The sequence below is a fragment of the Chryseosolibacter histidinae genome (assembly GCF_018598225.1).
GTDB lineage: Bacteria > Bacteroidota > Bacteroidia > Cytophagales > Cyclobacteriaceae > Chryseosolibacter > Chryseosolibacter histidini.
This window is the reverse complement of sequence record NZ_JAHESF010000004.1, coordinates 59953-85839: the sequence shown is the minus strand read 5'-3', so window position 1 is coordinate 85839 and position 25887 is coordinate 59953. Positions and strand designations below refer to the sequence as shown.

General features: G+C 51.0%; 25 protein-coding genes. 14 read left to right on the top strand and 11 right to left on the bottom strand.

Going from position 1 to position 25887, the window contains the following annotated elements:
* Positions 1-14: 14 nt before the first annotated feature.
* Positions 15-638 carry a ribonuclease HII gene (gene rnhB, locus KK083_RS05230; protein ID WP_254161416.1) on the bottom strand — a complete coding sequence of 208 codons (624 nt, stop codon included), beginning with the start codon at positions 636-638 and terminating at the stop codon, positions 15-17.
* A gap of 143 nt (positions 639-781) precedes the next feature.
* Between rnhB and KK083_RS05225 the strand changes: the two genes are divergently transcribed.
* The 5 genes from KK083_RS05225 (at position 782) to KK083_RS05205 (ending at position 3903) form a co-directional block, all read left to right on the top strand.
* Entirely contained in the window at positions 782-1339 is a 558-nt protein-coding gene (locus KK083_RS05225; protein WP_254161414.1) for an NUDIX domain-containing protein, read from the top strand.
* 120 nt (positions 1340-1459) lie between these two features.
* Positions 1460-2023, top strand: a complete 564-nt coding sequence (locus tag KK083_RS05220; protein WP_254161412.1) for an acyl-CoA thioesterase — start codon at positions 1460-1462, stop codon at positions 2021-2023.
* Between the two features lie 118 nt (positions 2024-2141).
* Positions 2142-2888, top strand: coding sequence for a lysophospholipid acyltransferase family protein (locus KK083_RS05215; RefSeq protein WP_254161410.1), 747 nt, complete (start codon positions 2142-2144; stop codon positions 2886-2888).
* A complete protein-coding gene (gene gatC / locus KK083_RS05210; protein WP_254161409.1) occupies positions 2863-3150 on the top strand; it encodes an Asp-tRNA(Asn)/Glu-tRNA(Gln) amidotransferase subunit GatC in 288 nt (95 codons plus the stop codon). Before KK083_RS05215 ends, gatC begins: the two co-directional genes overlap by 26 nt.
* Before the next feature lie 15 nt (positions 3151-3165).
* Positions 3166-3903: a lysophospholipid acyltransferase family protein gene (locus KK083_RS05205; protein ID WP_254161407.1), complete on the top strand. Its 738-nt coding sequence runs from the start codon at positions 3166-3168 to the stop codon at positions 3901-3903.
* An 82-nt stretch (positions 3904-3985) separates the two neighbouring features.
* Here KK083_RS05205 and KK083_RS05200 read toward each other — a convergent pair whose 3' ends face one another.
* The 7 genes from KK083_RS05200 to KK083_RS05170 form a co-directional block, all read right to left on the bottom strand.
* Complete coding sequence (locus KK083_RS05200; RefSeq protein WP_254161405.1) at positions 3986-6178, bottom strand: TonB-dependent receptor family protein; 2193 nt, start codon at positions 6176-6178, stop codon at positions 3986-3988.
* On the bottom strand, positions 6165-7721 hold the full coding sequence (locus KK083_RS05195; RefSeq protein WP_254161403.1) for a vanadium-dependent haloperoxidase: 1557 nt from the start codon (positions 7719-7721) through the stop codon (positions 6165-6167). Before KK083_RS05195 ends, KK083_RS05200 begins: the two co-directional genes overlap by 14 nt.
* Positions 7722-7731: 10 nt before the next feature.
* Positions 7732-8643, bottom strand: a complete 912-nt coding sequence (locus KK083_RS05190; protein WP_254161401.1) for a hypothetical protein — start codon at positions 8641-8643, stop codon at positions 7732-7734.
* Between the two features lie 192 nt (positions 8644-8835).
* Positions 8836-9369: a hypothetical protein gene (locus KK083_RS05185; protein ID WP_254161399.1), complete on the bottom strand. Its 534-nt coding sequence runs from the start codon at positions 9367-9369 to the stop codon at positions 8836-8838.
* A 68-nt stretch (positions 9370-9437) separates the two neighbouring features.
* Complete coding sequence (rsmG, locus tag KK083_RS05180) at positions 9438-10067, bottom strand: 16S rRNA (guanine(527)-N(7))-methyltransferase RsmG (RefSeq protein ID WP_254161397.1); 630 nt, start codon at positions 10065-10067, stop codon at positions 9438-9440.
* A gap of 6 nt (positions 10068-10073) precedes the next feature.
* Entirely contained in the window at positions 10074-10682 is a 609-nt protein-coding gene (locus KK083_RS05175; RefSeq protein ID WP_254161395.1) for an RNA polymerase sigma factor, read from the bottom strand.
* Positions 10670-11773 (bottom strand): glycosyltransferase, encoded by a 1104-nt coding sequence (locus KK083_RS05170; protein ID WP_254161393.1) that lies wholly within the window; start codon positions 11771-11773, stop codon positions 10670-10672. Before KK083_RS05170 ends, KK083_RS05175 begins: the two co-directional genes overlap by 13 nt.
* Positions 11774-12325: 552 nt before the next feature.
* Between KK083_RS05170 and KK083_RS05165 the strand changes: the two genes are divergently transcribed.
* The 4 genes from KK083_RS05165 (at position 12326) to KK083_RS05150 (ending at position 16891) form a co-directional block, all read left to right on the top strand.
* The gene (locus KK083_RS05165; protein WP_254161391.1) at positions 12326-13396 is read left to right on the top strand and encodes a substrate-binding domain-containing protein; all 1071 of its coding nucleotides are present in this window, start codon (positions 12326-12328) and stop codon (positions 13394-13396) included.
* Between the two features lie 202 nt (positions 13397-13598).
* Entirely contained in the window at positions 13599-14729 is a 1131-nt protein-coding gene (gene tgt / locus KK083_RS05160) for a tRNA guanosine(34) transglycosylase Tgt (protein ID WP_254161389.1), read from the top strand.
* A gap of 161 nt (positions 14730-14890) precedes the next feature.
* On the top strand, positions 14891-15991 hold the full coding sequence (locus KK083_RS05155) for an LptF/LptG family permease (protein ID WP_254161387.1): 1101 nt from the start codon (positions 14891-14893) through the stop codon (positions 15989-15991).
* Positions 15992-16891, top strand: a complete 900-nt coding sequence (locus KK083_RS05150) for a DMT family transporter (protein WP_254161385.1) — start codon at positions 15992-15994, stop codon at positions 16889-16891.
* A 3-nt stretch (positions 16892-16894) separates the two neighbouring features.
* Here the strand turns inward: KK083_RS05150 and ispE are convergent, their stop codons facing one another.
* Entirely contained in the window at positions 16895-17707 is an 813-nt protein-coding gene (gene ispE, locus KK083_RS05145) for a 4-(cytidine 5'-diphospho)-2-C-methyl-D-erythritol kinase (protein WP_254161383.1), read from the bottom strand.
* 57 nt (positions 17708-17764) lie between these two features.
* On the bottom strand, positions 17765-18577 hold the full coding sequence (locus KK083_RS05140; protein WP_254161381.1) for an enoyl-ACP reductase FabI: 813 nt from the start codon (positions 18575-18577) through the stop codon (positions 17765-17767).
* A 142-nt stretch (positions 18578-18719) separates the two neighbouring features.
* Here KK083_RS05140 and KK083_RS05135 point away from each other — a divergent pair, with 142 nt between their 5' ends.
* Positions 18720-19460, top strand: coding sequence for a hypothetical protein (locus tag KK083_RS05135; RefSeq protein ID WP_254161379.1), 741 nt, complete (start codon positions 18720-18722; stop codon positions 19458-19460).
* A gap of 18 nt (positions 19461-19478) precedes the next feature.
* Here KK083_RS05135 and KK083_RS05130 read toward each other — a convergent pair whose 3' ends face one another.
* A complete protein-coding gene (locus KK083_RS05130; RefSeq protein WP_254161377.1) occupies positions 19479-21599 on the bottom strand; it encodes a sensor histidine kinase in 2121 nt (706 codons plus the stop codon).
* Between the two features lie 62 nt (positions 21600-21661).
* Here KK083_RS05130 and murI point away from each other — a divergent pair, with 62 nt between their 5' ends.
* From murI to KK083_RS05110, 4 genes are all read left to right on the top strand, one after another.
* Complete coding sequence (gene murI, locus KK083_RS05125; protein WP_254161375.1) at positions 21662-22477, top strand: glutamate racemase; 816 nt, start codon at positions 21662-21664, stop codon at positions 22475-22477.
* A gap of 1 nt (position 22478) precedes the next feature.
* On the top strand, positions 22479-22646 hold the full coding sequence (locus KK083_RS05120; protein WP_254161373.1) for a hypothetical protein: 168 nt from the start codon (positions 22479-22481) through the stop codon (positions 22644-22646).
* An 86-nt stretch (positions 22647-22732) separates the two neighbouring features.
* Complete coding sequence (locus tag KK083_RS05115; protein WP_254161371.1) at positions 22733-23815, top strand: complex I subunit 1/NuoH family protein; 1083 nt, start codon at positions 22733-22735, stop codon at positions 23813-23815.
* 56 nt (positions 23816-23871) lie between these two features.
* Positions 23872-25839, top strand: coding sequence for a tetratricopeptide repeat-containing sensor histidine kinase (locus KK083_RS05110; protein ID WP_254161369.1), 1968 nt, complete (start codon positions 23872-23874; stop codon positions 25837-25839).
* Positions 25840-25887 lie beyond the last annotated feature (48 nt).

The window sequence follows — 25887 nt, the reverse complement described above, 5'->3', positions numbered from 1 at the left end:
ATCTCTGATACCCTTCAGTCAAGGATCTCTGTAGCGTCTTCGCCAAACAGCTCGAGCTGGCTGGGTAAAAGTGTAAACGATCTCCGGTGATAGGGTGTGATGCCAAGCTGTTTGATGCCTTCGCGGTGTTCGAGTGTTGGATAGCCTACGTTGGTCTCCCAGCCATATCCACCGAATTGTTTCGCCAGGTCGTTCATCAGCGCATCGCGATGGGTTTTGGCAAGAATAGATGCCGCTGCGATGGATAAATATTTTCCGTCACCCTTCACGATGCATTCGAATCGCACTTCCTTATAAGGTTTGAACCGGTTGCCATCGATGAGCAAAAGCTCGGGCTCCATGGTGAGCTTGTCCAGCGCAAGGTGCATCGCTTTGAACGAAGCATTCAGGATATTGATCTGGTCGATCTCCGTGTGGTCTACCTCCGCCACGGCCCAGGCGAGCGCGTCGCGTTCAATCACCATGCGCAGCTCGTCACGTTCTTCGCGTGTGAGCTGTTTGGAATCGTTGAGTTTTTTATGTCGGTATTTTTTTGGGAGGATCACCGCAGCTGCAACAACAGGGCCTGCGAGACAACCTCTTCCGGCTTCGTCACATCCGGCTTCAAGCAGATCTTTGGTAAAGGCTGAGCGTAGCATATTTGTAATGGCCCGGGTAAAAATAAAAGAAAAGTGGCGCCCCGGAAAGAATTTAATAGTTTTGGAAAGCCGTCGCGGCCCGTGGCATCAGATTTTTAAAATATACCGCGTTCAAAATCAAGAGACTAAGACAACATCATTAAATGATAAACGAAGAAATAAAAAATCCCTGGAAAACACTTTCCGGAGAGGTCAAGTATGATAACCCCTGGATCAAGGTAACAGAGTTCCAGGTGATCAACCCGGCGGGCGGCAGAGGCATTTATGGCAAAATACATTTCAAGAATAAAGCCATCGGCATAGTGGCGGTAGACGAAGCGCTGAACACATGGCTTGTGGGGCAATACCGTTATGCGCTGGATGCATGGTCGTGGGAGATCCCCGAAGGAGGAGGCCCCCTGAATGAGCCCCCTTTGAATGCCGCCAAAAGAGAGCTTCAGGAAGAAACAGGACTCACGGCAACAAAGTGGAGCCAGATCATCCGGTTGCATACTTCGAACTCTGTTACAGACGAAGAAGGTTTTATATTTCTGGCCGAAGACCTGCAGCAGGGCGAAGCTTCTCTCGAAGAGACCGAGGCCGATCTAAAAGTATGGAAGCTGCCGCTGAAAGACGCGCTGCAAATGGTGATCGACGGAAAGATCACAGACAGCATGAGCGTGATGGCCTTGCTGATGGTGGCGAGGAAGTTTCAGGTTTAAAGTTACAGGTTTAAAGTTGCTACGTTCGGAGGTGGAGCTTCGGTTATTCTACCGCGCCCAACTTTAAACCTGAAACTTGAAACTTTAAACAGACCTCCCTATCTTTTCAAAAAAGTGTATATGATCCCCGCTTCCCGCACCGTGAAAGATTCACAGAGCACCATCACCGAGCTGATGATCCCGTCGTATGCCAATTTCGGTGGAAAGATTCACGGGGGTATACTGCTTTCGCTGATGGACAAGGTGGCCTACGTCTGTGCCAGCAAACACGCGGGCACTTATTGCGTTACCGTATCGGTGGATAAGGTGGAATTTTTGCAACCGGTTGAAGTGGGTGAGCTCGTGTCGCTGCACGCTTCTGTGAACTATGTAGGCCGAAGCTCCATGATCGTGGGCATCCGTGTGGAAGCACAGAACGTGAAGCTCGGAACAGTTAAACACACCAACTCCTCGTACTTCACCATGGTGGCCAAGGGTGACGATGATAAACCCACCACAGTGCCGGAGCTGATCCTCGAGAACAAAGAGCAGGTGAGACGTTTTATAGAATGCATGCGAATGAAAGAGATCAAACAGGCCGTGAAAGAAAAAATGGACGACGCCCGTTCGCAGATCGAGGTTGAGAACGCAGCGGAGATACTGAAGGACGAGCGTTGTAAAATTGCGTTCGGTGTAAAAGTTTGAAGTTTAAAATTTAAAGTTTAAGGTTTAAAGTTGTGTAGTGTCTTCAAGTCCGGTTAAAAAAGTTGGGAAGCACCTAACTTTAAACTTTTAACTTGAAACTTGAAATCTGACCCGTCCCATGAAATTTCTCAGAGGTGTTTATACGTTGTATGGGGTGATCATTTTTTCACTGCTCTTTCTCATCTTCTTTCTCCCGCTCCTGATTCCTGTTTTTTTCAAAAAACAATTCAGGCTCACGGGCGTCTTTAACCGGTGGTGGGCGAAGCTTCACTTCATCCTGATAGGACTGCCGTTCACCGTGGAGTACAGGCAGAAACTGGACCCTGACAGGCAATATATTTTTTGCCCCAACCATTTTTCTTACCTCGACATTATCACCATGGGACTGAACAGCCACAACACCATTTTCGTAGGCAAGACCCTTGACAATATTCCCCTGTTCGGTTTCATGTACCGGAACCTTCACATTACCGTAGACCGGACCAAGCTGAAAAGCCGCTACTCCACCATGCTAAAAACACTGGAAGCGCTGGACGAAGGCAAAAGCCTGGTGATCTTCCCGGAAGGTGGTATTGTTACCGAAAAAGATCCCGTAATGGCACGGTTCAAGGATGGTGCTTTTCGTGCGGCCATCGAGAAACAAATTCCGATTGTACCTGTCACCATACCATATAATTGGATAATTTTGCCACCGGATCAATTTCTTCTGCGCTGGAGGCCGCTGAAAGTTATCTTTCACGAGCCGGTAGACCCCTCCGGATATACCCTTGCGGATATTGACCAGGTAAAATCCAGGGTAAGAGATATTATTGATTCGGAATTACAACAGCATTTGACGTATGAAAATAGACCGGGAACAGCTTGACAAGATCGCCCATCTCTCCAGGCTCGAGTTTGATGAGAAGGATGCGGAGAAGATGATGAAAGATATGACAGCTATTGTCGACTGGGTGGAAAAGCTCAACGAGGTGAACACCGATGGTGTTGAGCCGCTCACCACCATGACATACGAGATCAATGTGTTCCGTGAAGACGAAGTAAAAGAACACCTCAGCCACGATCGTGCGCTGCTGAACGCCCCGAAAAAAGACCAGGATTATTTCCGCGTTCCCAAGGTCATCGAATAACCCATCACTCCTGCTTTGAAGATCGTTAACACTATTTTCCGCACACTCTACAAGGTTTGGGTATTCCTTGTGTTCACTGTGTTCATGCTCATTTTCCTGCCCGGCATCGTGCTGCCTTTTCTTTTCGGTCAGCGTGCCGGAAGCGTCGGCTACACTTTTCTCTGGCTATGGAGCTGGGTCTTCAGTCAGCTCACGTTCATACGGTATAAATTTTACGGAACAGAAAATTTTAAAAAAGGCAAGGCTTACATCTACGTGAGCAACCACACTTCTTTTCTTGATCTGCCCGGCATCCGTATGATCATTCCAGGACAGTTCCGTCCGCTGGCAAAGAAAGAGCTCAAGAAGATCCCCGTGTTCGGATGGATCGCCCAGGCGGCCACCGTGATCGTTGACCGTTCGAGTCCCGAGAGCCGGAAAAAAAGCATCGACCGCCTGAAGATGACCCTGAAGCACGGCATCTCCATTCTGATCTTTGCAGAAGGAACGCAGAACAGGACCAAAGAAATACTTCAGCCCTTCCACGACGGCGCTTTCAGGATCGCCGTGGATACGCAACAACCCATTTTGCCCATGGTGGTGATCGGCGCAGGCAAGCTCATGCCGCCGGGCACCATCGACCTTAAGCCTGGCAAGATCAGGATCTACGTTGGTCCGGAGATCTCCACAGAAGGACTTACCGTCAAAGACGTCACTGACCTCAAGCAGCGAACCTTCGATGCCATGAAGCAGATGATCACACAGAATAGCTGATCCTACTTCCTCCAACTAAAAACCCGCCTGGTGCATGAGCACTTCGGCGGGTAGTAAGAGGGAAACAAAAAACTCAAAAGAATTATATTTTGAACGCTACGGAAAAATTCACGGAGCGTCCATCTGATGACCAAACACCAGGGCCAGGATAGAACGATGGGCGTTTGGTGAAATAATGCCTGTCGGTCACGTTGTTAATGTTGAAACGCATCATCAGGTTAGAATAGATCCTGAACGATGCGTTGACGTCCAGTATGCCGTAAGCCGGAACAGCGCCCACCGATCCCGTTGCAGATGGTGTTTCGGTGTTGAGGGGATCCGCGTAACTTTTTGCCGTATAGCTGTAAAGGCAAGAGAGACTAAGCTCGCCCGAACGGAAGGTAACACCATTACGCGTGATCACATCAGGAACCGTTTCAACTTTATTACCGTCGATGTCAATGTTCTTGTCGCCTGATCGCACTACCGCATCACGATACCGCGCGTCGAACAACGCTGTGGACGTAAACATCGTTATGGAAGCGCGCTCGCGATGAAGCACCGCATACTCGGCAAAGAGCTCTATGCCGCGGGTGAGCGAATTACCAACGTTGGTTCGTTGGATGTAAAAATTTCCATCGCCGGCAGCATCTCCCGCCAGGGTCCCCAGGCGATTGTTATACACGAGCTGGAAAGCGCTCACATCCCAGCGCAGTGTACCTTTCGAACCGCGGTAGCCGGCTTCGAGGTTGTAGCCGTCAGCATCTTTCAGGTTTTTGTCAACCGTCTCATAAACCGAAGCAGGAATAATATCCTTAAAGATCACGGGACGGTATGCCTGAGACCAACCCGCATAGAGGTTATGCCCATTCTTCAGTGTGTAGTCTGCATGGATGCCGAACAGCGGGAAGCGGTGCCTGATGGTGTTGGGCAATGTCCCCGGGTCGTAGCTCCTGATCACACCCGTCATGTCAGAATTTCCCAGTTCTACTCTTACACCGGGCGTGACGATCAGCGATGGCAAGATCGCAAAACTGTTCTCGGCAAAGAGCGCAAGGTTCTTCGTTTTAAAATGGAGGTCCCTGCCCCATCCGGGCTCTGTGAGTGAAAGATCGAAACCGGTGCCCGTGGTTCCCTTACCAAGCTGCCGGCGATGAAGGTCGTTGTCAAAAACCTGTATACCCGCAGCCACAGCACCCTGCATCTTTCCGATCGTATACTGGTGCAGCATCCGCAGCTCGGTGGTGTAGCTGTTAAAGCGATCGATATCTACCTGGCGGGCCGCATATTGCAATGTTACCGGATCAAGGGCATCGGGTGTGGTGGCAGGTTTATCGAACTGAACGCTGTTGCGCGCACCCAGCACCGCAGAAACCGTCCACGACAATATGGTACGCTCACTCACTTTCCACTCGGCGCTGAGCGAGGGAACAAAGATCCCGGGATTGAAATAATTCCGGGCGCGGGTAGACAGGCGCGGGTCTGCGCGAAACATGCTGTCAGTTAACGGTCCGGGGATCTGGTACACATAATTCGATCTGGCAACCTCCGCTTTCAGCTGCAGCGCTTTTACAGGCGTGTAGATGAGCATGACAGACTGCGCATCAAAGTCTGTATGGCTGTTGTTCCTGTAGCCGTCCGAGACCCGTTTGTTATAGTAGGCATAATACTGCACCTTACCCACCGTGCCGCTCACCGCGTTGTAAGTGCTCATCATATTGAAGGAGCCCAGGCTGTTGACGCTCTCGAACGTAAACGCTTTTACGGTATCCGGTTTTTTGGAAACATAGTTCAGCATTCCACCAAACTGAGCACCATACTGAAGCGATCCCGTGCCACGCACCAGCTCGATGTGGTCAACGGCTTCCATGGGCATGCTGTAATGGCTGGCAGGATAACCGTACATATCTGAATTAGTGATGATGCCGTTCTTACGGATATTATATTCCCAGCCTCTGTGCGGATCGAGGCCGCGGGTGGAGATATTGGTCTGGTTGCCGCTGCCGTCCATATCGTATACAAACACACCCGGCACCTTTGAAAAGATCTGCCGGGGTGTTTTTTCTGCGATGGTGGCATCCAGGTTCTGCACGTTGATCACTTCATTCTTTCTTCCGGCCCACAGGTAAGTGCCTTTAACTTTGGGCAGACGTTCCACAGAAAAAAGCTTATCGCCGGCGATCGTAACGGCATCCAACGATTTGGTACGGATGCTATCTGTTTTCTGCCCGTACAGAACCTGGGTAAGTAACCATGCGGCGATGCACAGTAACGTCTTCAGATCAGTCAGCACCATCAGTAGACGCGTAATTCACCGTGTAACTTCCTATTACTTTGCCATGGGCGAGTCCCATCTCGATGTCTGAACGGTAATGGATGCCACCGAATAATCGCGAATCAGATGCTTCCTTGGCTTCTGCATGAAAATATTCTGAATGCTGCGGGAAGAGGTATGAAAGCACCGTGGCGGCAGCACCTGAGAACGTTGAATGCCCTGAAGTGAAGGCCGGGAAGTTAGGCACACCGGTACCTGTTTTAATGGAAGGATCCATCTGTGAAGGACGCGGGTTGAAATAAAAGAACTTCGTTTCCCAGCAGCCAACCGCGGCATCGTGCAGCGCCATGTTGATGAGCGCATACGCCCGGGCTGCACGCACCTCGCTGAATTTTGCTTCGGCAATGTATTCTGCCGCAATATCGTTCCAGTGACCTGGAGGCGTATAGGTGCCCGCGCCATCTGCCCACTTGTGTACGATGGCGAGTCTTTCACGAGTCAGGTTCTGAGAATACCACTTCACCTCATCCACTTCTTTTTTCATCTCGGCCGAATTGGTGAGCGGAGGCGCTTCAGGCCGCTCGTTGACGATATCCTGGGCCGTCATATTCCAGGCTGTCACCTGTCCAAAGAACGGGAGCATGGGAGGCCGTTTAGGATTGTCGCGGCTGATCCACGGGATCTCTCCTTTATCGATGCATTGCTGGGCCAGTTGGTCCCATTGCGCTTTCGTTCCCACGGCATTGCGCATGCCATCGTTGCCTGCACGTGCAATCAACTGGGCCGCTACTGCTTTTCCTAAGGCAAGGCCGGCGGAAATATCGCTTGAAGAAGCCCGGCCCGACCACAACGCGGCGTTGCGTTGCGCCGCAGCATACAGCGTGATCTCCTGAACGGCTGCCGGGAACAAAGACTTCAGCATGTCTGCCGCAGCACCGGAAAGCACGGCATCCTCAGAGGGATAAGACGGTAACCCGGTCTCGGGCATCAGCAACTTGATGGCATTGTCATTCTTGTAAGGAGATTGCCTGTTGTACAAGTACTTGTAGTGCCACGCCGCTTTCAGGGCTTCGTATTGCGCCACGCTCACATAACTATAAGCGCGTGAGGCGTAGGGCGGGTTGGCGAACGGGAAGTTGGGATCGGCAAAAGGGTTTTCCGCATCCGGTGCAGGATAGGTGTTATCCGCTTTCGGGGCCGGTGGCAGGTTATAACGGGCCACGAGCTTCCGGAACATCTGGTTCCAGCGCAGCACGCCGCCGCCACTCCAGAATTCGATCGTTTCGCGCTGTGAGGCTGTGAGCTTGCTCTGCGCATCTTTAATGGCTGTGAGCTCAGCCTGGTATGCCGCTGCATTGATGTCGCCAGGGGCCGCAACAGCGATCTGTGCAGGCGATGTGAGCACGATCATATCCCAGGTGCCGGCATCATTGTCTGTTGCCGCGGGTGCCAACGGCTTAAGGTCTTCGGTAATGTCGATCTCTTTGTTGCAGCTTACCGGCAACACCACCGTGAAGGCAACGGTAAAGATCATCAGCAGAAAAAAATATTTCAAAGTTTTCATGGACGTGCTTTTACGGGTTCTTGGAAAAATTAATGGTATAGAGCAGGCCGCCGGTGAGCGTAGAAGATTTACCAACATTGCGTCCATCAACGGTGAGGCTGTAGCCACCACGCACAGCCAGGCCATGCGTGCCGGGCACATAGTACAAGACGTAAGCGCCGGCTTTGGAGAAGTTCATACGGTTGGAAACAAAAGGCATGTCCTGCCGGCGGATGTCGCCCCCGCCCAGTGTGTTTTGTTGGGTGTAGTTCAGGTCTGCCTGCAAGGGGCCTTTACGGTAACCCACGCTGACCACATAATCGAATACGTTCGGCATCTCAACTTCATTGGTATTGTACAGCTGACCCTTGGTGAAGTAAGAAGGCCGGTCGAGCTCCGTATTGCTGCGCCACGTATATGCGGCCGAAGCATTGATATAGATGCCCATCCCGAATGTATAATTTGTTGTTAACCGCCACGAGATATTCTGCGTGGCCGATCCTAAAGAAAGTGGGTAAAAGTCGGGTGTGTAATCTGTTAACGGCGTGGAGAAACCCAACACACCAAAAGTTTTCAGTGTACCCGGGCCTGCCGACTGTTTGAAGAAATTATACTTTACGGCCAGGCTGAGATCCTGGATCCCTTCAAGACCACTCAGGGTTCCCTGGCTCGCCTCGGTTTTCACATAGGGCAGCATGGCAATGATGTTGATCTTGTCGGTGAGACCATAGGTGCCTACCCACATGATGCTCTGCGTGGTAAGGTCACCGATGTTGCCGTTCTCGCGTTTAAGCTCTCCTTCCCAGTATTCGGTCCAACGGTCGTGGGTATACATAACACCCGTACAAATGGTCTTTTTAGGCATCATGATCCCATCGTTGATGGTTTGTGCAAACCCTGCGGATGAAATGCCCAGACACAAAAAGAGTACAAATCTTCTCATAGGCGGAATTTTTAAAATTGATTGAAATCGATGAAGAAAGTCCATCGTCATTAGTTCGATGATGCATAACAACGTGCGTTACAGATCAGAACCGAAGATCAGGACACAAAAACACAAAAGAATAAATAAGGGTTAATAGGCTTCCTCACCCAAACCATCAGAGGAAGCGCTATCAAGGAAATGCATTCCCAATCAGGCTTCCGGTGGCGGAGAAACTACCGGTAATGACATGAGGTGCAACGGGAGCTGCACAGCTTCGGGGTTGAGTGAAACGTTCCAACCCATTGCTGAAGATGCCAGTGTGAAATTGGCGGAGATATAATCTTTAATAAAACCGGGTACGGTCTTCAACGACTGCTCGTTCGATGAATGATGGCTGAAGGTCTTTACATAATCGGCAAGGGCCTGCTTGAGGCGTTTGCCTTTTACATCGCGGAAGCAGACAATGTGCAGCGTATCGTTTTCAAGCTTCTGTTTTACCAGGCGGTAATATTCACCCTGGTGCTCGATCTCACCATCGATGCGCTCGAACTCAGTGTCCATATAATAAGGTATGGCCAGCGGAACCTTGATGGTAACGGTTTCAGCGGTAGCGTAATCTTCTGCGTCCAGGCGTTGGGTAAGATCAACCGTGTTCCTGTATTTAAGGCCGAGAAACACCCCATAATATCCCAATACATTGAGCAGGAGCAGGCAGACGAGAAAGATGGAACAGATCTTTTTCATTTGGGATAGGGTAATACTAGTTAGGAAAAAACCGCGTGATTACCAAACCCGCCGCGTACCCGATGCTTTTACATGGGAACGTAAACCACTTTTTTGGTCTCGAAAAATTCTTCTTTGAAATAGTCTGAGAGCGCAAAGATCTGGTGGGGGCGTTTAAGCTCTGCCAGCTCTTCATCGAGGTCGCCACCTTTGAGATAAAGGATGCCGTTGAATAACGTATGAGATGAGTCCTTTTTTACTTTCCGGTTGATCCATCCGTAAAACTCCTTGAGGCGTGTCACGGCGCGGCTCACAATAAAATCGTATTCGCCCTTGATCTGCTCGGCCCTGATCTGCTCCGCTTTCACATTTTTCAACCCGATGCCCTCGGCCACGTTCTTCACCACCGTGATCTTTTTACCAATGGAGTCTACCAGGTGGAATTGTGTATCGGGAAACAGGATGGCGAGTGGTATGCCGGGAAACCCTCCGCCTGTGCCAACGTCAAGGATAGACGCGCCAGGCTTGAACGTCGTTACTTTGGCGATGCCCAGCGAATGCAGCACATGGTTCACGTAAAGATTCTCGATGTCCTTACGGGAGATCACGTTGATCTTTTCATTCCACTCGCTGTACAAGGAATAGAGGCCCACGAACTGTTCCTTTTGGGTATTCGTCAGGCCGGGGAAGTAGCTAAAAATGAGATCTGCTGTTTGCAACGCCACTTAAATATGATCGCGTTTGTTCTTCACCATCTCGAACATGAGCTCGCGGGCGCGGTGGAGCTGTGCTTTTACTGTGCCGAGGGGGGCGTCAAGCTCTTCTGCAATTTCTTCGTAGCTCAGCTCGTGGAAATAACGAAGGCGTACCAGCTTCTGATATTTGGAAGGCAGCTTATCCACAAACACCTGGATGAGCTCCGCTTTCTGTGCCCGGATGGTCTCTTCCTGCGGATCGAGGTTCTCATCCTCCACATCGATGGAAACAGACTGGCCGTCGTCATCGGTGAATGTGTTCTCGATGCTGAGCGTGTTCAGCTTTTTCTTGCGGATGAAGTCGATGGTATTATTGGTAGCGATCCTGAACAGCCAGGTGCTGAACGTGAAATCTTTTTTGAAGCGGTGAAGACTCCTGAAGGCTTTGGCGAACGATTCGATGGTGAGATCTTCGGCATCGTCTACGTTGCGCACCATTTTCAGGATCATGTGGTAAACCGGGCGTTTATAACGTTGGAGCAGCCTGGCATAGGCGTTATCGTCACCTGCAACCGCCATGTCGATCAGGCGGAAATCCTCCATCGCCTTATCAGAAAAATCCCGTTTTAATTCCTCCATCGAATCTTTTTAGTTAGTAACGCTACCAGACCCGTTGAAATATAATAAATCGAATATAGAAAATCTAAAAACGGCACTGCCCAGAGCGGAAATGGCAGCCTGGCCTTTTTCACCAGGGTATTGATCAGCAGCATCAGCAAGATCGCCCTGAGGGCCAGCGGAGCGGCTGCGAGCCACCATTGCGTTACATTGACGATCAGAAGGGATATTCCAGTAAACCATGCCAGGATCCAGGTTAAGGTAAAAACACCCAACAGTATACGGTGTTTCAGTCGATAACGTTTCCCCACCGACAAATGTCTGACCTTTTGATTGAAAAAACCTGATAAGGTGGTCTTGGGAATGGAGTGTACCTGTGTTTCGGGGGTAAAGGCAACGAGGGTGTTACTGCCCCCGGCGTGCTGATTCACAAAAAGGTCGTCGTCGCCGCCCGTCACGTTCAAAAACTGGTTGAAGCCCTTCTTTTCAAGGAAAAGCGACTTGCGGTAGGCCAGGTTGCGGCCAACGCCCATGTACGGATTCCGGAGCCAGGCATAAGAAAAATACTGGATAACGGTGATCAGCGATTCGAACCGGATAAAAAGATTCAGGAATCCGGCGCCCCGCTGGTAGGGTGAGAAACCCAGCACAAACTTGGTGCTGTCGGTGAACTGACTGCTCATACCGGCGATCCAGGTTTTGGCGGCAGGCCTGCAGTCAGCATCGGTCAACAGGATCCATTCATGTGAAGCAGCCCTGATGCCCAGGGTGATACCGAATTTTTTCCCGTTCACATGCGCCGGCACATTTTCAACATTCACCATGCGCAGACGTGAATCCTTTTTCGTCTCTTCCAGCAGGAAATCATACGTACCGTCATTAGACCGGTCGTTGACAACGATCACTTCAAAGTTGGGATAGTCCTGCGCGAGCAGTTCGGGAACGAGCGTTTTTAAGTTCTGCTCTTCGTCATGCGCAACCACGATCACGGAGACCGGTACACCAGAAACGTTCTTGCTGTCACGCCTCCGTGAGAAGGTGACCAAAAACACGATCAGGTAAAGCAATTGAATACCAACTACACTGAAGAAAAGAACCGTTAGAATCTGCAAAGGAGTATCCGGGGTTTAGAAGGCACAAAGATAACTTTTGCCCTGCACCATGAAAGCACAATTTTCTGCCCGGCAGGCAAAAAAACGACATGAATCATTTATTCAGGCATAAGGATAACTTTGGATATCATGAAACGGAGTTGTTGACAAAATGGCTTGTTAGTCACGGAACGGACATGTTGGTGAAGAACACCAACATGGGCACAAGATGGCCAGGGAGTTGTTGGTGAAGAACACCCGCAACGGCCACCCCAACAACAGCACACCAACACGGGCGGCGTTGCTGCCCGGCAATTAAAAATGTATTTTAGTCGACCTGATGCCCTCCGGATCCGATGCTCCGATAGCTTCCGGACGGATGTTATGAACAGTCTACTATGCAGGGATATCTAAACGCCCTGCTCCTTTGGCCGGTATAACCTGGCGAGCTGTAATAGGAAAACCCAATAAAAACCGGCCGCGAATAGGTTAATTCAAAATAATTTTATAATTTGTGTGCGCGCACATTTAATATGTGTCCGCAAACATTACCTAGTCTGTAAATTCTGACCCATGAACGTCAAAAATATCAGGATAAAAGATATTGCCCAGCTTGCAGGTGTTTCCGTGGGCACAGTAGACCGCGTTTTGCATAACCGCGGCAGGGTATCAGAAGACGCCCTGAAAAAAGTACTCGCGGTACTTGACCAGATCGACTATAAACCCAACCTCATCGCCCGGACCCTCGGCGCCAATAAAACCTATCGCATCGCCGCGCTCATGCCCAACCCTGACCAGGATCCTTACTGGGCTTCGTCTAAGTCAGGCATAAGCCAGGCCGAAGCAGAATGGCTTCGTTACGGTGTTACCGTGCAGTCATATTTCTTCAACCTTTACGAGAAGGATTCATTTAAAGAGGTGGCGGAAGCGGTAACCAAAGACCGTCCTGACGGCATTCTGGTGGCGCCGATCTTCTACCACGAAACGCTCCCTTTCTTCGAACAATTCAAACAGGAGGGCATCCCTTACGTGCTGTTCAACACCAACATTCCGGAGGTTGATCCGCTGAGCTTCATCGGGCAGAACCTGTTTCAGAGCGGCAAGCTCGGCGCCGAGCTCATGCACCTGGCCCAGAATGGCGAATCCGGAATGCTCGCCGTGCTGCACATTAATGAAGACCTCGGCAACTCGGTTCACTTAGCGGAAAAGGAAAAAGGGTTCAGGGAATATTTCCTGGAGAAAAACCACTCCGGCTACAACATCACCACCCACAACCTCTACAACCCCAACGAGCCTACCTTTGAAAAAGAGCTTTCGGCGCTGCTCGACCAGCCTGCTCTGAAAGGTATCTTCGTCAGCACATCCAAAGCCACCTATATCGTTGCCTCCTACCTGGAAAAACTTCAACGCAACAACATCAAGCTGATCGGCTATGATATGCTGCAGGAGAACATCCGGTATATGAAAAAGGGCGTGATCAATTTCCTGATCAACCAGAACCCGAAACGACAGGCCTTTCTCGGCATCAATCACCTGGTGGGATACCTCATCCTGCGCAAGGAAGCACCCGCCAACGAACTTCTGCCGCTGGAGATCATTTCGAAGGAGAATCTTGACTCCTACCTCAGTTCGGGGATTCATTAAGAGTTGCCGGTTGCCGGATAGCCGGTTAAGGATGACTCGGTCATCACACCTCGCCTTCGAAGCTCCGAGAGGATGCTAGCACACAAACGAACTGGCAACCAGTAACTGGCAACCGGCAACAATAACCCCGTTTGCTACCTGGAACTATCTGAGGACTGTCGTCCGTGGACTGTGGACTATTATTTCTATTTTTGCGCCGTTTATGAAATTTGAAGTTACTGCCCGCGATCCGCGGTCTTCAGCCAGGGCTGGAATTCTGGAAACGGGTCACGGCGTCATCCATACACCCATCTTTATGCCGGTGGGCACCGCTGGTTCGGTGAAAGCCGTGCATCAGCGCGAGCTTGAAAACGATGTAAAGGCTGAGATCATCCTCGGCAACACTTACCACCTGTATTTGCGGCCGGGCATCGAGCTGCTGGAAAAAGCCGGCGGGCTGCACAACTTTAATGGCTGGAAACGACCTATCCTGACCGACAGCGGAGGCTACCAGGTGTATTCACTTTCGGAGAACCGCAAGATCGTGGAGGAAGGCGTTACCTTTAAATCGCATATCGATGGCTCCCGGCACCATTTTACACCCGAAGGTGTGATCGACATCCAGCGTACGATCGGCGCCGATATCATCATGGCTTTTGACGAGTGTACGCCTTACCCGTGTGAGTACAAGTACGCCAAGAAGTCGATGGTGCTCACCCACAAGTGGCTTGAGAGGTGTGTGAACAGGATGCGCACCACGGAGCCCAAGTATGGTTATGAACAGGTATTGTTTCCCATTGTGCAGGGAAGCGTTTACAAGGACCTGCGCGAAGAATCGGCTGCCTTCATCGCATCACAAGACCAGCCCGGTAATGCCATTGGGGGTCTTTCGGTGGGTGAGCCGCATGAGGATATGTATGCCATGACAAGCCTGGTGTGCGGCATTCTTCCGGCCGATAAACCCAGGTACCTCATGGGTGTGGGTACCCCGGAGAATATACTTGAATGCATCGCACTGGGCGTGGATATGTTCGATTGTGTGATGCCTACACGCAATGCCCGCAACGGCATGTTGTTTACCACGCAGGGCATTATCAACATCCGGAACGAACGATGGAAAGACGATCTGTCACCCATTGATGCCGCACTCGGTGGCCATGTGAGCACTTTCTATTCGAAAGCGTATCTTCGTCACCTGGTCATCAACAAAGAGATTTTAGGCGCGCAAATTGCTACGCTTCAGAACCTCACTTTTTACCTGTGGCTGGCGAGGGAAGCGAGAAAACAGATCGAGGCGGGAGAATTTGCCAGCTGGAAGGAGAAGATGGTGAAAATAGTCTCACAGAGACTTTGAAAAGTCCATAGTCCATGGTCGATAGTCCATGGCAGGAAGTCTGAAAGACGGAGTGGTAAATTAGAACGTATGTTAGAATCATTTCTTAAAGCTCGCATAACAATCGTCGATCCTGGGTCCTCATGCTATGGACCATGGACTGTGGACTATGGACCATTACTATGAAACTGATCGATCAATATATCCTCAAGCGTTTTCTCAGCACCTTCTTTTTCGTGGTGGTGATCCTGCTGGCTGTTATTACCGTGATCGACCTTACGGACAAGATGGACAAATTCGCGAAAGCGGGTGTCACAGCCTCGCAGATCGCGGGTTATTATGTTGACTACATTTACTGGATCGGCAGCCTGGTAACACCCATTACCATTTTTATAGCAACGGTATATGTATGCGCCCAGATGGCCGGCAGAACGGAGGTCATCGCCATTCTCAGCGCCGGTGTAAGTTTCAAACGCTTCCTGTTGCCGTTTTTCATTGGGGCTACGATCGTTGCCGTGCTCAGCTTCATCCTTACGGGATGGGTTATTCCCAACTCCAACAAAACACGCCTGGCCTTCGAGGTGCAATACCTGAAAACCAAATTCTACTTTGACAAACGCAACATCCATATCCAGGTAGCGCCTGACATTTACCTCTACCTGCAGAGCTATAACAACAACACCAACGTGGGCTACCGTTTTTCCATCGAGAAGTTCGAGAACAAAAGGCTGGTGGAAAAGCTTACGGCCGACCGCATCGAATGGGATACCGTGAAGCAAAAATGGACCCTGCGCGATTACAAGATCAAAAAGATCGACAGGCTCTTCGAGACCACCAGCGCCATTAACTACCGCGACAGCATCATTACAGGTACCTCGATCGATACAGCGCTGGTCATTCATCCAAGGGAGTTTGAAAGCGACTACCGTAAATACGACGGCATGACCCTCACCGAGCTCAACGACTACATCACCACCCTGAAAGCCAGGGGCTCGGCGGGTGTTGAGGCGTATGAAGTTGAAAAATACACCCGTTACACTTCGCCCTTCACCATCTTCATCCTGGTGTTCATGGGAGCCATTGTGTCGTCACGCAAAAGCCGTGGTGGCACCGGGTTGCAGATCGCACTGGGGTTCGCGCTGTCGTTTGTTTTTATCCTGTTCTTTACGTTGTTCCGGACCTTCGCGGAAGCGGGCTCCACGCCGCCCCAGATCTCGGTATGGGTGCCCAACATCTTGTTCGGCATCATTTCTCTTGTCATGTATAAATACGTTCCCCGTTAAATGGCCTCCTCTACCGATTATTTCAAATTACATTTTATCGTTTTTCTCTGGGGCTTTTCGGCTATTCTCGGAAAACTGGTCACCATTCCCGCGGTGGAAATGATCTTTTTCAGGGCCATTTTTTCAGCGCTCGGCATCGGTGCGGTGATCTGGTTTGCCAAAGACAGCTTTCGTGTTGAACGCAACGATCTTGTGAAGCTCGTCCTGATCGGGTTTGTGGTAGCTGTGCACTGGTTGTCCTTCTTCGGGGCGGCACGTGTCGCCAACGTCTCAGTGAGCCTTGTGGGTTTTGCCACCAACTCGCTCTGGGCGGCGCTGCTCGAACCGTGGTTTAACAAGACCAGGTTCAAAAAATACGAGCTGGTGTTGGGCCTCGTAGTGCTGCTGGGTCTTTACATCATCTTCTCTTTCGATTTTCAATACAAGCTGGGGCTCGCCATCGGCGTGTTTGCAGGATTCACCTCTGCCCTGTTCTCTGTGTTCAATTCAAAAATGGTGAAACGCATCGCCCCACGCAGCATCACATTCTACAATATGATCGGCGTGTTTTTGGGCACGGGTTTGTTCCTGCCCATATACCAGGCAACCATAGCCACCGATCACCAGCTGCACCTGCTGCCGTCAGCCATGGACCTGCTGTACATCGCTGTGCTGGCGGGTGTGTGCTCGGTATACGCTTATACAGTAGCCATAGAGTTGATGAAACGCATTTCGGTGTTCATGATCCAGCTCACACTGAACCTGGAGCCTGTGTACGGCATCATCATGGCCGTGATCATTTTCGGCCAGCAGGAAAAGATGAGCTTCAACTTTTACGTCGGCACGCTCGTCATCATGGGCGCCGTGGCTACCTATCCTTTGCTGAAAAAGAAATTTGAAAAAACTGTACTGATCGAGTAAGCGCTAGCCGAGAACACCGCTCCAGTAAACATGCGCTTCGAATGTACTGCGGAGGTCAGTAGGATTGGAGAAGATACCAAACACGGCGGAGCCTGATCCGCTCATGCTGGCATACAAAGCTCCCTTGGCATATAAGGTTTCTTTAATTCGTGCGATCAGGGGATAACGCCGGAAGACCGAGTCTTCAAAGTCATTCACTACACTACCTTTCCACGAATCGACAGGCTGCTGCTCCAACACTTTGTTCAGGTCATGAGCAGGCTGGCCTGGCCTCACAGCGGAATACGCTTCCGCAGTAGAAACATGAATGTCAGGTTTTACCAGCACCATAAATTTTCCCGCAAGGTTCACAGAGACAGGCTCCAATACTTCGCCGCGGCCAGTACCAAGCATGGGTTTATCGGAGATGAAGAACGCACAATCGCTGCCGAGTTGTGAAGCGTAGTATCTGAGCTTTTCAGAAGTGAGCTGAAGGTTGAATACCTGGTCCAGTGTGCGCAAGACCCAGGCAGCATCGGCAGAGCCTCCACCCAGTCCCGCGCCCATAGGAAGGATCTTATGCAGGTGCATGCTCACATTGCCCAGATCAAAATCTTTTTTTAACAACCGGTACGCTTTGATGCACAGGTTCGCTTCGGGATCACCCGGTATGGGCAGGCCGGAGCTCGAAAAAGAAAAGTCTGTAGCGGGAATGATCTCCAGTATATCGTACCATGGCACAGGGTAGAAGCAGGTGATCAGATCGTGATACCCGTCGGGTCTTTTGCTGATGATGTTAAGACCCAGGTTGATCTTACAGGGCGGGAATGAGACCATTGCGGTGCAAAAGCCCTTTGAGGATCTAAAACCCTCAAAGGGATGATGACACAAAATTTATTTCGTTAAACGTTCAATAAGGTCCTGCGTGATACCGGTGGATGAAAATCCGCCATCGTGCATCAGGTTCTGCATAGTGACCATACGGGTGAGGTCAGAGAACAGGCTCACGATGTAGGCTGCGCAATCTTCTGCTGAAGCGTTGCCCAGCGGCGACATCATCTGCGCGTAGTCATAGAACACGTCGAACCCGGAGATGCCGGCGCCGGCGGTGGTCTTCGTAGGTGACTGCGAAATAGTGTTCACGCGTACTTTTTTAAGCTTGGCGAAGCGGTAACCGTAGCTGCGGGCGATCGATTCCAGCACGGCTTTGGCCTGCGCCATGTCAGAGTAGTCAGGGAACGTGCGCTGCGCCGCGATGTAGGTGAGCGCCACAATAGATCCCCACTCGTTCATAGCATCAGTCTTTTCTGCTGTTTGCAGCACTTTGTGAAAAGATACGCCTGAGATATCGAGCGTCTTCAGGAACCAGTCATAGTTCAGATCGCCATACGCTTTGTCTTTGCGTACGTTGGGGCTCATGCCGATGGAGTGCAAAACAAAATCAAGTTTTCCGCCCAGTACTTCCATGGATTTGGTAAACAAGTTCTGAAGATCCTGCTCGGAAGTGGCATCCGCCGGAATGACTTCGGCATTACACGCCTTGGCCAGTTCATTGATCTTGCCCATGCGCATCGCAATAGGTGCGTTGGTAAGCGTAAAACTGCCGCCTTCCTCTTTTACTTTCAATGCCGTTTTCCAGGCAATGGAATTCTCATCCAGTGCACCGAAAATGATACCACGTTTGCCTTTCAGTAAGTTGTATGTCATAGTTTGTGCCTTTTTTGATCAGCGCCGCAATATTATAAATAGTCGGGTAAGCTGAAAATCGCAGCCAAAAATAGCCCGAAATATGTACCAATACAGTACCGGATTTGATAAATTTAGGTATCATCTAACAATTTCAATTGCTATGGAAAATGTCCCTGATTTTATCGTGACTGTCGATAGCTATATGGCTGTTGGCGCATACCTGTGTGTCGCATTCGCCGTTCTGGTGCTGCTCTATCACGAGTACCGGATCTTCCGCATCAAAGATTACAAAGAGAAGTACGACTACGTAAACCTGCATGAGATACGGTACTTCTGGTTTGCTGTGGTGGCCCTTATCGCCGCTGTTGCCCTGTACGGGAATTCGCTGGCCTCCACCATGGTCTTTGCCAATATGGAAACCTGGTTCTGGGTACGGACCTTCATCACGCTGAGCTTCGTGGTGGTGGCTTACTTCATCTTCTACAGCCTCGTGCGCATCTACTATCCGCGCTTCGTAGAGAGACGGCTTGACAAACTTCGCAATAAGCCAAGGCTCTCACCAGCCGGCAACATCATGCGCAAGCTTACGGAAGCAGAAGAGGAGGCACATCTCGAAGCAGCGCAGTTTGCAGAACAAAAAGAAGTTCACAGCGTAGACTACGACGTATGGCTTGACGAAAAAACCGGCTACAAGAAGATCGAAAAATACAATGCTTATCAGCACGCCATCGAATGTTCGGAATGCGGCTACGTTACCATGAAGATCGCCAGCGAAGAAGTTGCCAAAGCACCTGGGGATGCGGAACCGGGCATGCTGGTGAAACACTATCGCTGCAGCTACTGTGGCCACCGCGAGGCTAAGAGCGTAGTGATCGCTGCCTTGTCTGAGAACATCGCCTGAAAATTGCCAGGCGTTGCCCTAACGGGGAAAGTACACAAAGAAGTTGCTGCCCACGCCGTATTCGCTCACCACCTCGATCCTGCCCTTCAGCAGGGTCAGTGCTTTTTTGACGAGATACAGGCCAAGGCCGTTGCCCCTGGATAACGCCGTGCCGCGGAAATGCAGGTCAAATATCTTTTCGAGGTATTCGTTTTCAATACCAATACCGTTATCCCTGATCTTCACCATCACATGCTCATCGAGCTGGATCGCCTCGATGGAGAGGTACGGCCTTTCAAGCTCATCAGACTTTTTAAAAGTGATCGAGTTCTCGATCAGGTTCTGGAAGATGATGCTGAACAGGCTCTCATCGCCCGTAAAGGAAATATTCCCCCTGATGGATGCCGCGCAATCCATGCCGATGCGTTTCATTTCCGGCAGAAACTTGTCGACAGCATTTTTAATCGCTTCCGTAAGCGTGATCTGCGAGCTTGTGCCCAGCGGGCGGTTGAGCGCGTAGATCATCTGAAGCTTGTGCAGCATGCGGTCCATGTGATAGGCCGTCTCCGTTACCTTGTCAAAGATCTGCATGGCGGGCAGGTCGTGGGTGGTTACGTGCGCGAGGTTGCTCAGTCCCAGCAAAGTAGTGATGGGCCTTCTGATGTCGTGCGAAGCCCTGTACAGGAACATGTCGAGCTCCGAGTTGGCCTCTTCGAGCTCGCGGGTGCGCGACCTTACACGAAGCTCGAGGTCTTCGTTCATCTTCTGGATGGTCTCGTTCTGCGAAGATAACGTGTCGGCATAGGCGCGCAGCTCTTCATTGATGGCCTTGATCTCATTGTTCGCTTCAATGAGCAGGTAGTTGTCTTTCTTTTTCACCCGGTAGTTCCGGTAAATGACCAGCGCCAGGATGAACAACAGCACGATGGTAATGCCTGCCACAACGGCGATAATGTTGCGGTAGACCACCTGTTGCTCATGCAGCTTTTTTTCAGCAGTGAGCAGCTCGATCTGTCCCTGCTTTTGCTGGATGTCGAAGGCAGTTTTGATACGCGTGAGCTCGGCAGACTGATGTTCTACCTGCAGTGAGTCGTGGATCTCATGGTGCCGCAGCAACGCCTCGTACGCCTGCCGTATGTTGCCGGCGTGGGCAAACAGCTTCGACTGGTTCTCCAGGTAACGTGCCTTGCTCCGGCGCGATCCGCTGTAACGGCTCATCAGCATGCCGGCGGTATCCATATACTGGCGCGCCATCTGCCACCGCTCGCTGCGGATGAACAGCTCAGACAGTGACAAGCTGCTTCCGATGGCGCTGGGCCATTGTTTGAATTCCTTACTATGCCTCAGATCGATCTGCAACGCGCCAATGGCCATGGCGATGTCTCCGTTGCTGGCATAAATGTGTGCTTTGTTGCCATTGATGAGTCCGATCCAGAACCTGTTGTTGAGCATGACGGCAAACTTCTCGGCTTCGGCATAACAGGCCATTGCTTTTTCATTGCTGCCGAGACCTGCGTAAGCCAGGCCGCAGGTATTCAGGGCATTCATCATGTCAACACTGTCTGCATGCGATAACCTTTCGGGCCTTACGGAATGGAAGATCGTGAGGGCTTTCTCTACCTCTTCAACAGCCACTGCATAGTTACGGGCCCTGTACCCTATCGCGGCCGCCAGCGCCCGTGCGTTCGCCTGGTGCAGGGTGTCGTTTGCCGTCACAAAGTGCTCGTTGGCTTTATAGGCCCGTTCCAGCGCCTGCGTATACATCTCAGCATTCATGTAACGCTCGGCCACAGTCAGGTCGCCAATGCCGGCTTCGGTAAAAGCGCCAGCAGCAACCGCGTCGGTTACGGCCCGGTCGAAATAATGGAGGGCCTCCGGATACATGCCACGCGCCCAGCATACCACGCCCAGGAACCTGAAAGTGCTGATCCGGTGCGCAACGTCGAGATTCTCTTCAATGAATGAAGCTGTCTTTTTAACATGCGCCGAAAGGGCTTCGTTACTGAATCTGTTATATTCGGCGCGAAGGGCTTCCAGGTAAAGGCTTTCGTTGGCCTGGTCTGAAGAAAAGCGCTGAAGCAGGCTATCGGCACGAAAGTTTTGAGCGATAAGACTATTCCCGGCCACAAGGAAAACTAACGGGAATAAAATTCTGCGCATAGGGGTTGTATAAAACTAAATTTAACAAAATTTGCTGGCCAAAACAGCATGCAGAGAACAGAATGAGCACTTCCAAACAGCAAAAGCCGATCGGGATCTTCGACAGTGGTATCGGCGGACTCACCGTGGCCCACGCCATCAAAAAAATACTCCCGAATGAGAACATGATCTATTTCGGAGATACCGCACACCTGCCTTACGGCGATAAGTCTGAAGCTGCCATCCAGGCTTACTCCATCCGCATCGCCAACATCCTGCTGCAGAAAGGCTGCAAGGTGATCGTCATCGCCTGCAACTCGGCCAGCTCTGCAGCCTATGAGCTGTTGAAAGAATATGTGCGCAAAGACACCCACATTATCAACGTGATCGATCCCATGGTGGCGCTGGTAGCCCAACAGTTTCCCGACCGCAACATCGGGCTTATCGGCACCAAACGTACAGTGCAATCGGGTGTTTATACCAGAAAGATCCAGGAAGCGGGCAAAGGCATCACCCTTCACTCACTGGCCACGCCCCTGCTGGCGCCCATGATCGAAGAAGGCTTTTTCAATAACCAGATCAGTCATGAGATCATCGCGCAATACCTCTCCGACCCCGTGCTGCAGCCCATCGATGGACTCATCCTGGCCTGCACCCATTATCCTTTGATCAAAAAAGAGATCGGTCAGTTCTACCAGAACAAGATGCAGATCTTCGACTCTTCTGAAGTAGTGGCGCTGGCCCTCAAACAATACCTGCAGGAGCACGACCTGCTCAATGGCGGGCACAATGCCCAGGATCATTTCCTTGTGTCAGACTACACCGAATCGTTCGAACAATCAGCCAGGATGTTCTTCCACGAATCCGTGCAGCTTGAAAAGCATCTTTTATGGGATTAGCATGGGGATGTTAGGGATGTTGGTGAAGAACACCAACATCGGCACACCAACATGGACACACTCGCCTTTACCGGTGTTGTTCACCGGCAAACACCTCACCCGGGTTGTGCGCAAGTCTACACAGAAAGCACGCAAACACCAGCAGGACTGGCGCCAGAAACGTTTATAAGTAAACAGTTTTTTAACACGTTAAACTTTGGCCACAGCTAGCAAGGAACCGCAATATTTTACATCTTTCGGAGTTTTTATATTGGCTTGACAACACTTATTTTCATTCTGCCATTCCTGGTGCTGTATGCGGTTCTGGCTATCTATGCCGAACGGAAAATATCGGCATTTATCCAGGACAGGCTCGGCCCCATGGAAGTAGGTTATTACGGCATCGCGCAAACGATAGCTGACCTGCTCAAGCTGCTGCAGAAAGAAGACATCGTTCCCGCGAAAGCGGAAAAAGGTCTTTTCAGGATTGCGCCCCTCCTCATCTTCGTGTCGGTGTTTGCAGGTTTTGCAGTGCTTCCGCTGGCCCCCAACTGGCATGGCGCCGCTCTTTCAACAGGTATATTCTTTCTGTTGGCCATCATCTCGCTCGACGTGATCGGTATTATCATTGCCGGCTGGAGCTCAAACAACAAATACAGTGTACTGGGCACCATGCGGTCTGCGGCACAGATCATCTCTTACGAGATCCCCATGGGACTTTCCGTATTGTGTGTGTGCATTGTTTGTGAAACGCTCGACCTTCAGGAGATCTCTGTTCAGCAGGGCATCCTGTCTGGCAGTCCCCGCTACCTCCTTGACATTCCGGCATTAGGCATCGACACAACATTGTATGGTGGTTTTCTGAGCTGGAACATTTTCAGAATGCCGGTGCTCATCCTTACATGGGTAATCTTTTTCATCGCTTCGCTGGCGGAATGCAATCGGGCGCCTTTTGACCTTCCTGAAGCGGAATCTGAGCTGGTTGCGGGATTTCAGACCGAGTATTCGGGCTTCCGCTGGGCCGTTATTATGTTGGGTGAGTATGCAATGATGCTTTTAGTAAGTATATTAGGGGCTGTGTTATTTTTTGGAAGCTGGAATACACCCTTACCTGACATTGGTTCCGTCCGCCTGGCAACCTGGACCACAGGAGCACCAGGTACCCTGGCTTCAACCTTATGGGGCATTTTTTGGCTGCTGAGCAAATCGTTGTTTTTCGTGGCCGTTCAAATATGGATCCGATGGACTTATCCGCGGCTGAGAGTGGACCAACTTATGAACCTGAGCTGGAAGTATTTAACCCCTCTCGCCCTAATACTGATTATATTATGTGCGTTCTGGAAGATAATTTTCATATAAAACACGTGCGATACGCGATCCTATTTTTCGTAGTCCTCTTCATCTGCGGTTCCGCCTTGGGTCAGGGAAAAATCGACAGCCTGGAAAATGAAATCAAACGCGAAGACATAGCAGACTCGGTGCGGGTTCGGTCACTGGTAGCGCTCTCACGTGAATACCAGTTCTCCGACTTCAGCAAAAGCCTGCGGTACGCAAAGCTGGCCCTTGACATTGCAGAAGACAACGACCTCACCAAAACAAAGATCCTGGCCTACCAGAACTTCGGCGGACTGCATACCTTGAGCGGCGACTACAGCACAGCGCTGCGTTATGACAACCTCGCCCTGCAACAAAGCCTGCTCATGGGTGACAGTGTCAACATCACCGTGGATTTCAACAACGTGGCCAACGACTACTATGACCTGGGTGAGTATGACGAAGCTTATTACTACTTCACACAATCATACCGCGTTGCCAGCTCGATCAAGGACTCGCTGCGGATGACCATTGCCCTTCACAACGTGGGCCGCGTCTTCAAGGAACTGGGCCAGTATGACCGCGCCCTCGATCACCTGCTGATCTCACAACAGATGAGCCGCGACATCGGCGACAAAGAAGGGATCCCTTACTCATACGATGAGATCGGCGATGTGATGCTGCGCAAAGGCGATTACGATTCGGCGCTGCACGTGCTGATGAACTCGCTCAAGCTATCAAGGCTGCACAAGGTGAACTTTCTTCAGCCCCGCACCCTGAACAAGCTCGCGAGCGTTTACCTCCACAAGAAAGACTACGGAACAGCGCTGGCCTATTACGACACAACCTTCCTGCTGCACGCCAGAACCAACAACCGGTTCGGGATCGCGGAAGTTGAGCTTGGCCGCGGCCTCGTATACATGGACCAGAAAAAATACGACGACGCCCTGGATGTGATCAACCGCAGTCTCAAGCTGTCCAAAGAAACCAATGCCCGCATCCTCGAGATCAACGGATTCAACCAGCTTTCCAAATTGCTGGAGCTGAAGGGCGACTATAAAAAATCACTGGAGTATTTTAAGCAGTACAAGCAGCTGGAGGATTCGCTCTTCAGCCAGGACATGCAGGAAAAACTGTTCCGCGACCAGATCAGGTTCGAGACGGAAGCCAAGGATACCCAGATCGAAGCCCTGAGCCGTGCCCGCGACATCAAGGATGACCAGATCAAGAAACAGGAGTTTGTACGCAACATCCTGGTAGTGGTGATGGCCCTGAGCGTGATCCTGCTGGCCACGGTATACCGCAGCGGCCAGCGACGACGCCAGATCAATATGCTGCTGCTGCAACACCAGGAAGACATGGAGAAACGCAGCGAAGAGCTGGAGCGCCTCAACCAGGTGAAGGATAAATTCTTCTCTATCATCTCGCACGACCTTCGCTCACCCATCAACGCGCTGGCAGGTTTGCTCGACCTGCTCGACAAGGGAGCCGTGAAACCCGAAGAGCTTCCGAACCATGTCAAGGAGCTGAAAACAAGGTTCAACCATACCCGCACGCTGCTGAACAACCTGCTCGACTGGACGTTGCTGCAGATGGATAAGCTGAGCCTTCAGGCCACCCGCATCGACCTGCACAAGATCGTTGACGAGAACATTCAACTGCTCGGCTCCGTGCAGAACAAACAGATCAGGCTTATCAACACCGTACCGGCAAGTGCATACGCTTTCGCGGATTCCAATACCACAAACCTCGTGATCCGAAACCTGATGACCAATGCCATCAAGTTCACCAACGATGGAGGCGCCGTGACCATTACCGCATCACAACAGGCCGGAGAGTGGGTGATCTCCGTGGAAGACAACGGCATCGGCATGAATGCTGACGTGCTCAAGATCCTGTTCGACAAAACCGCACCCTACACCACCCGCGGAACAGCCAACGAAAAAGGAACGGGCCTCGGCCTCATCCTCTGTAAAGAGTTTGTTGAGAAAAACGGTGGCAAGATCTGGGTCGAAAGCAAGCTGGGCGAAGGAAGCAAGTTCTCTTTCACCATTCCCCGGGTGAATTGATCAATTTCCGGAAATTATCCTCCAACATTCCTTTTTCTCTCTATTTTT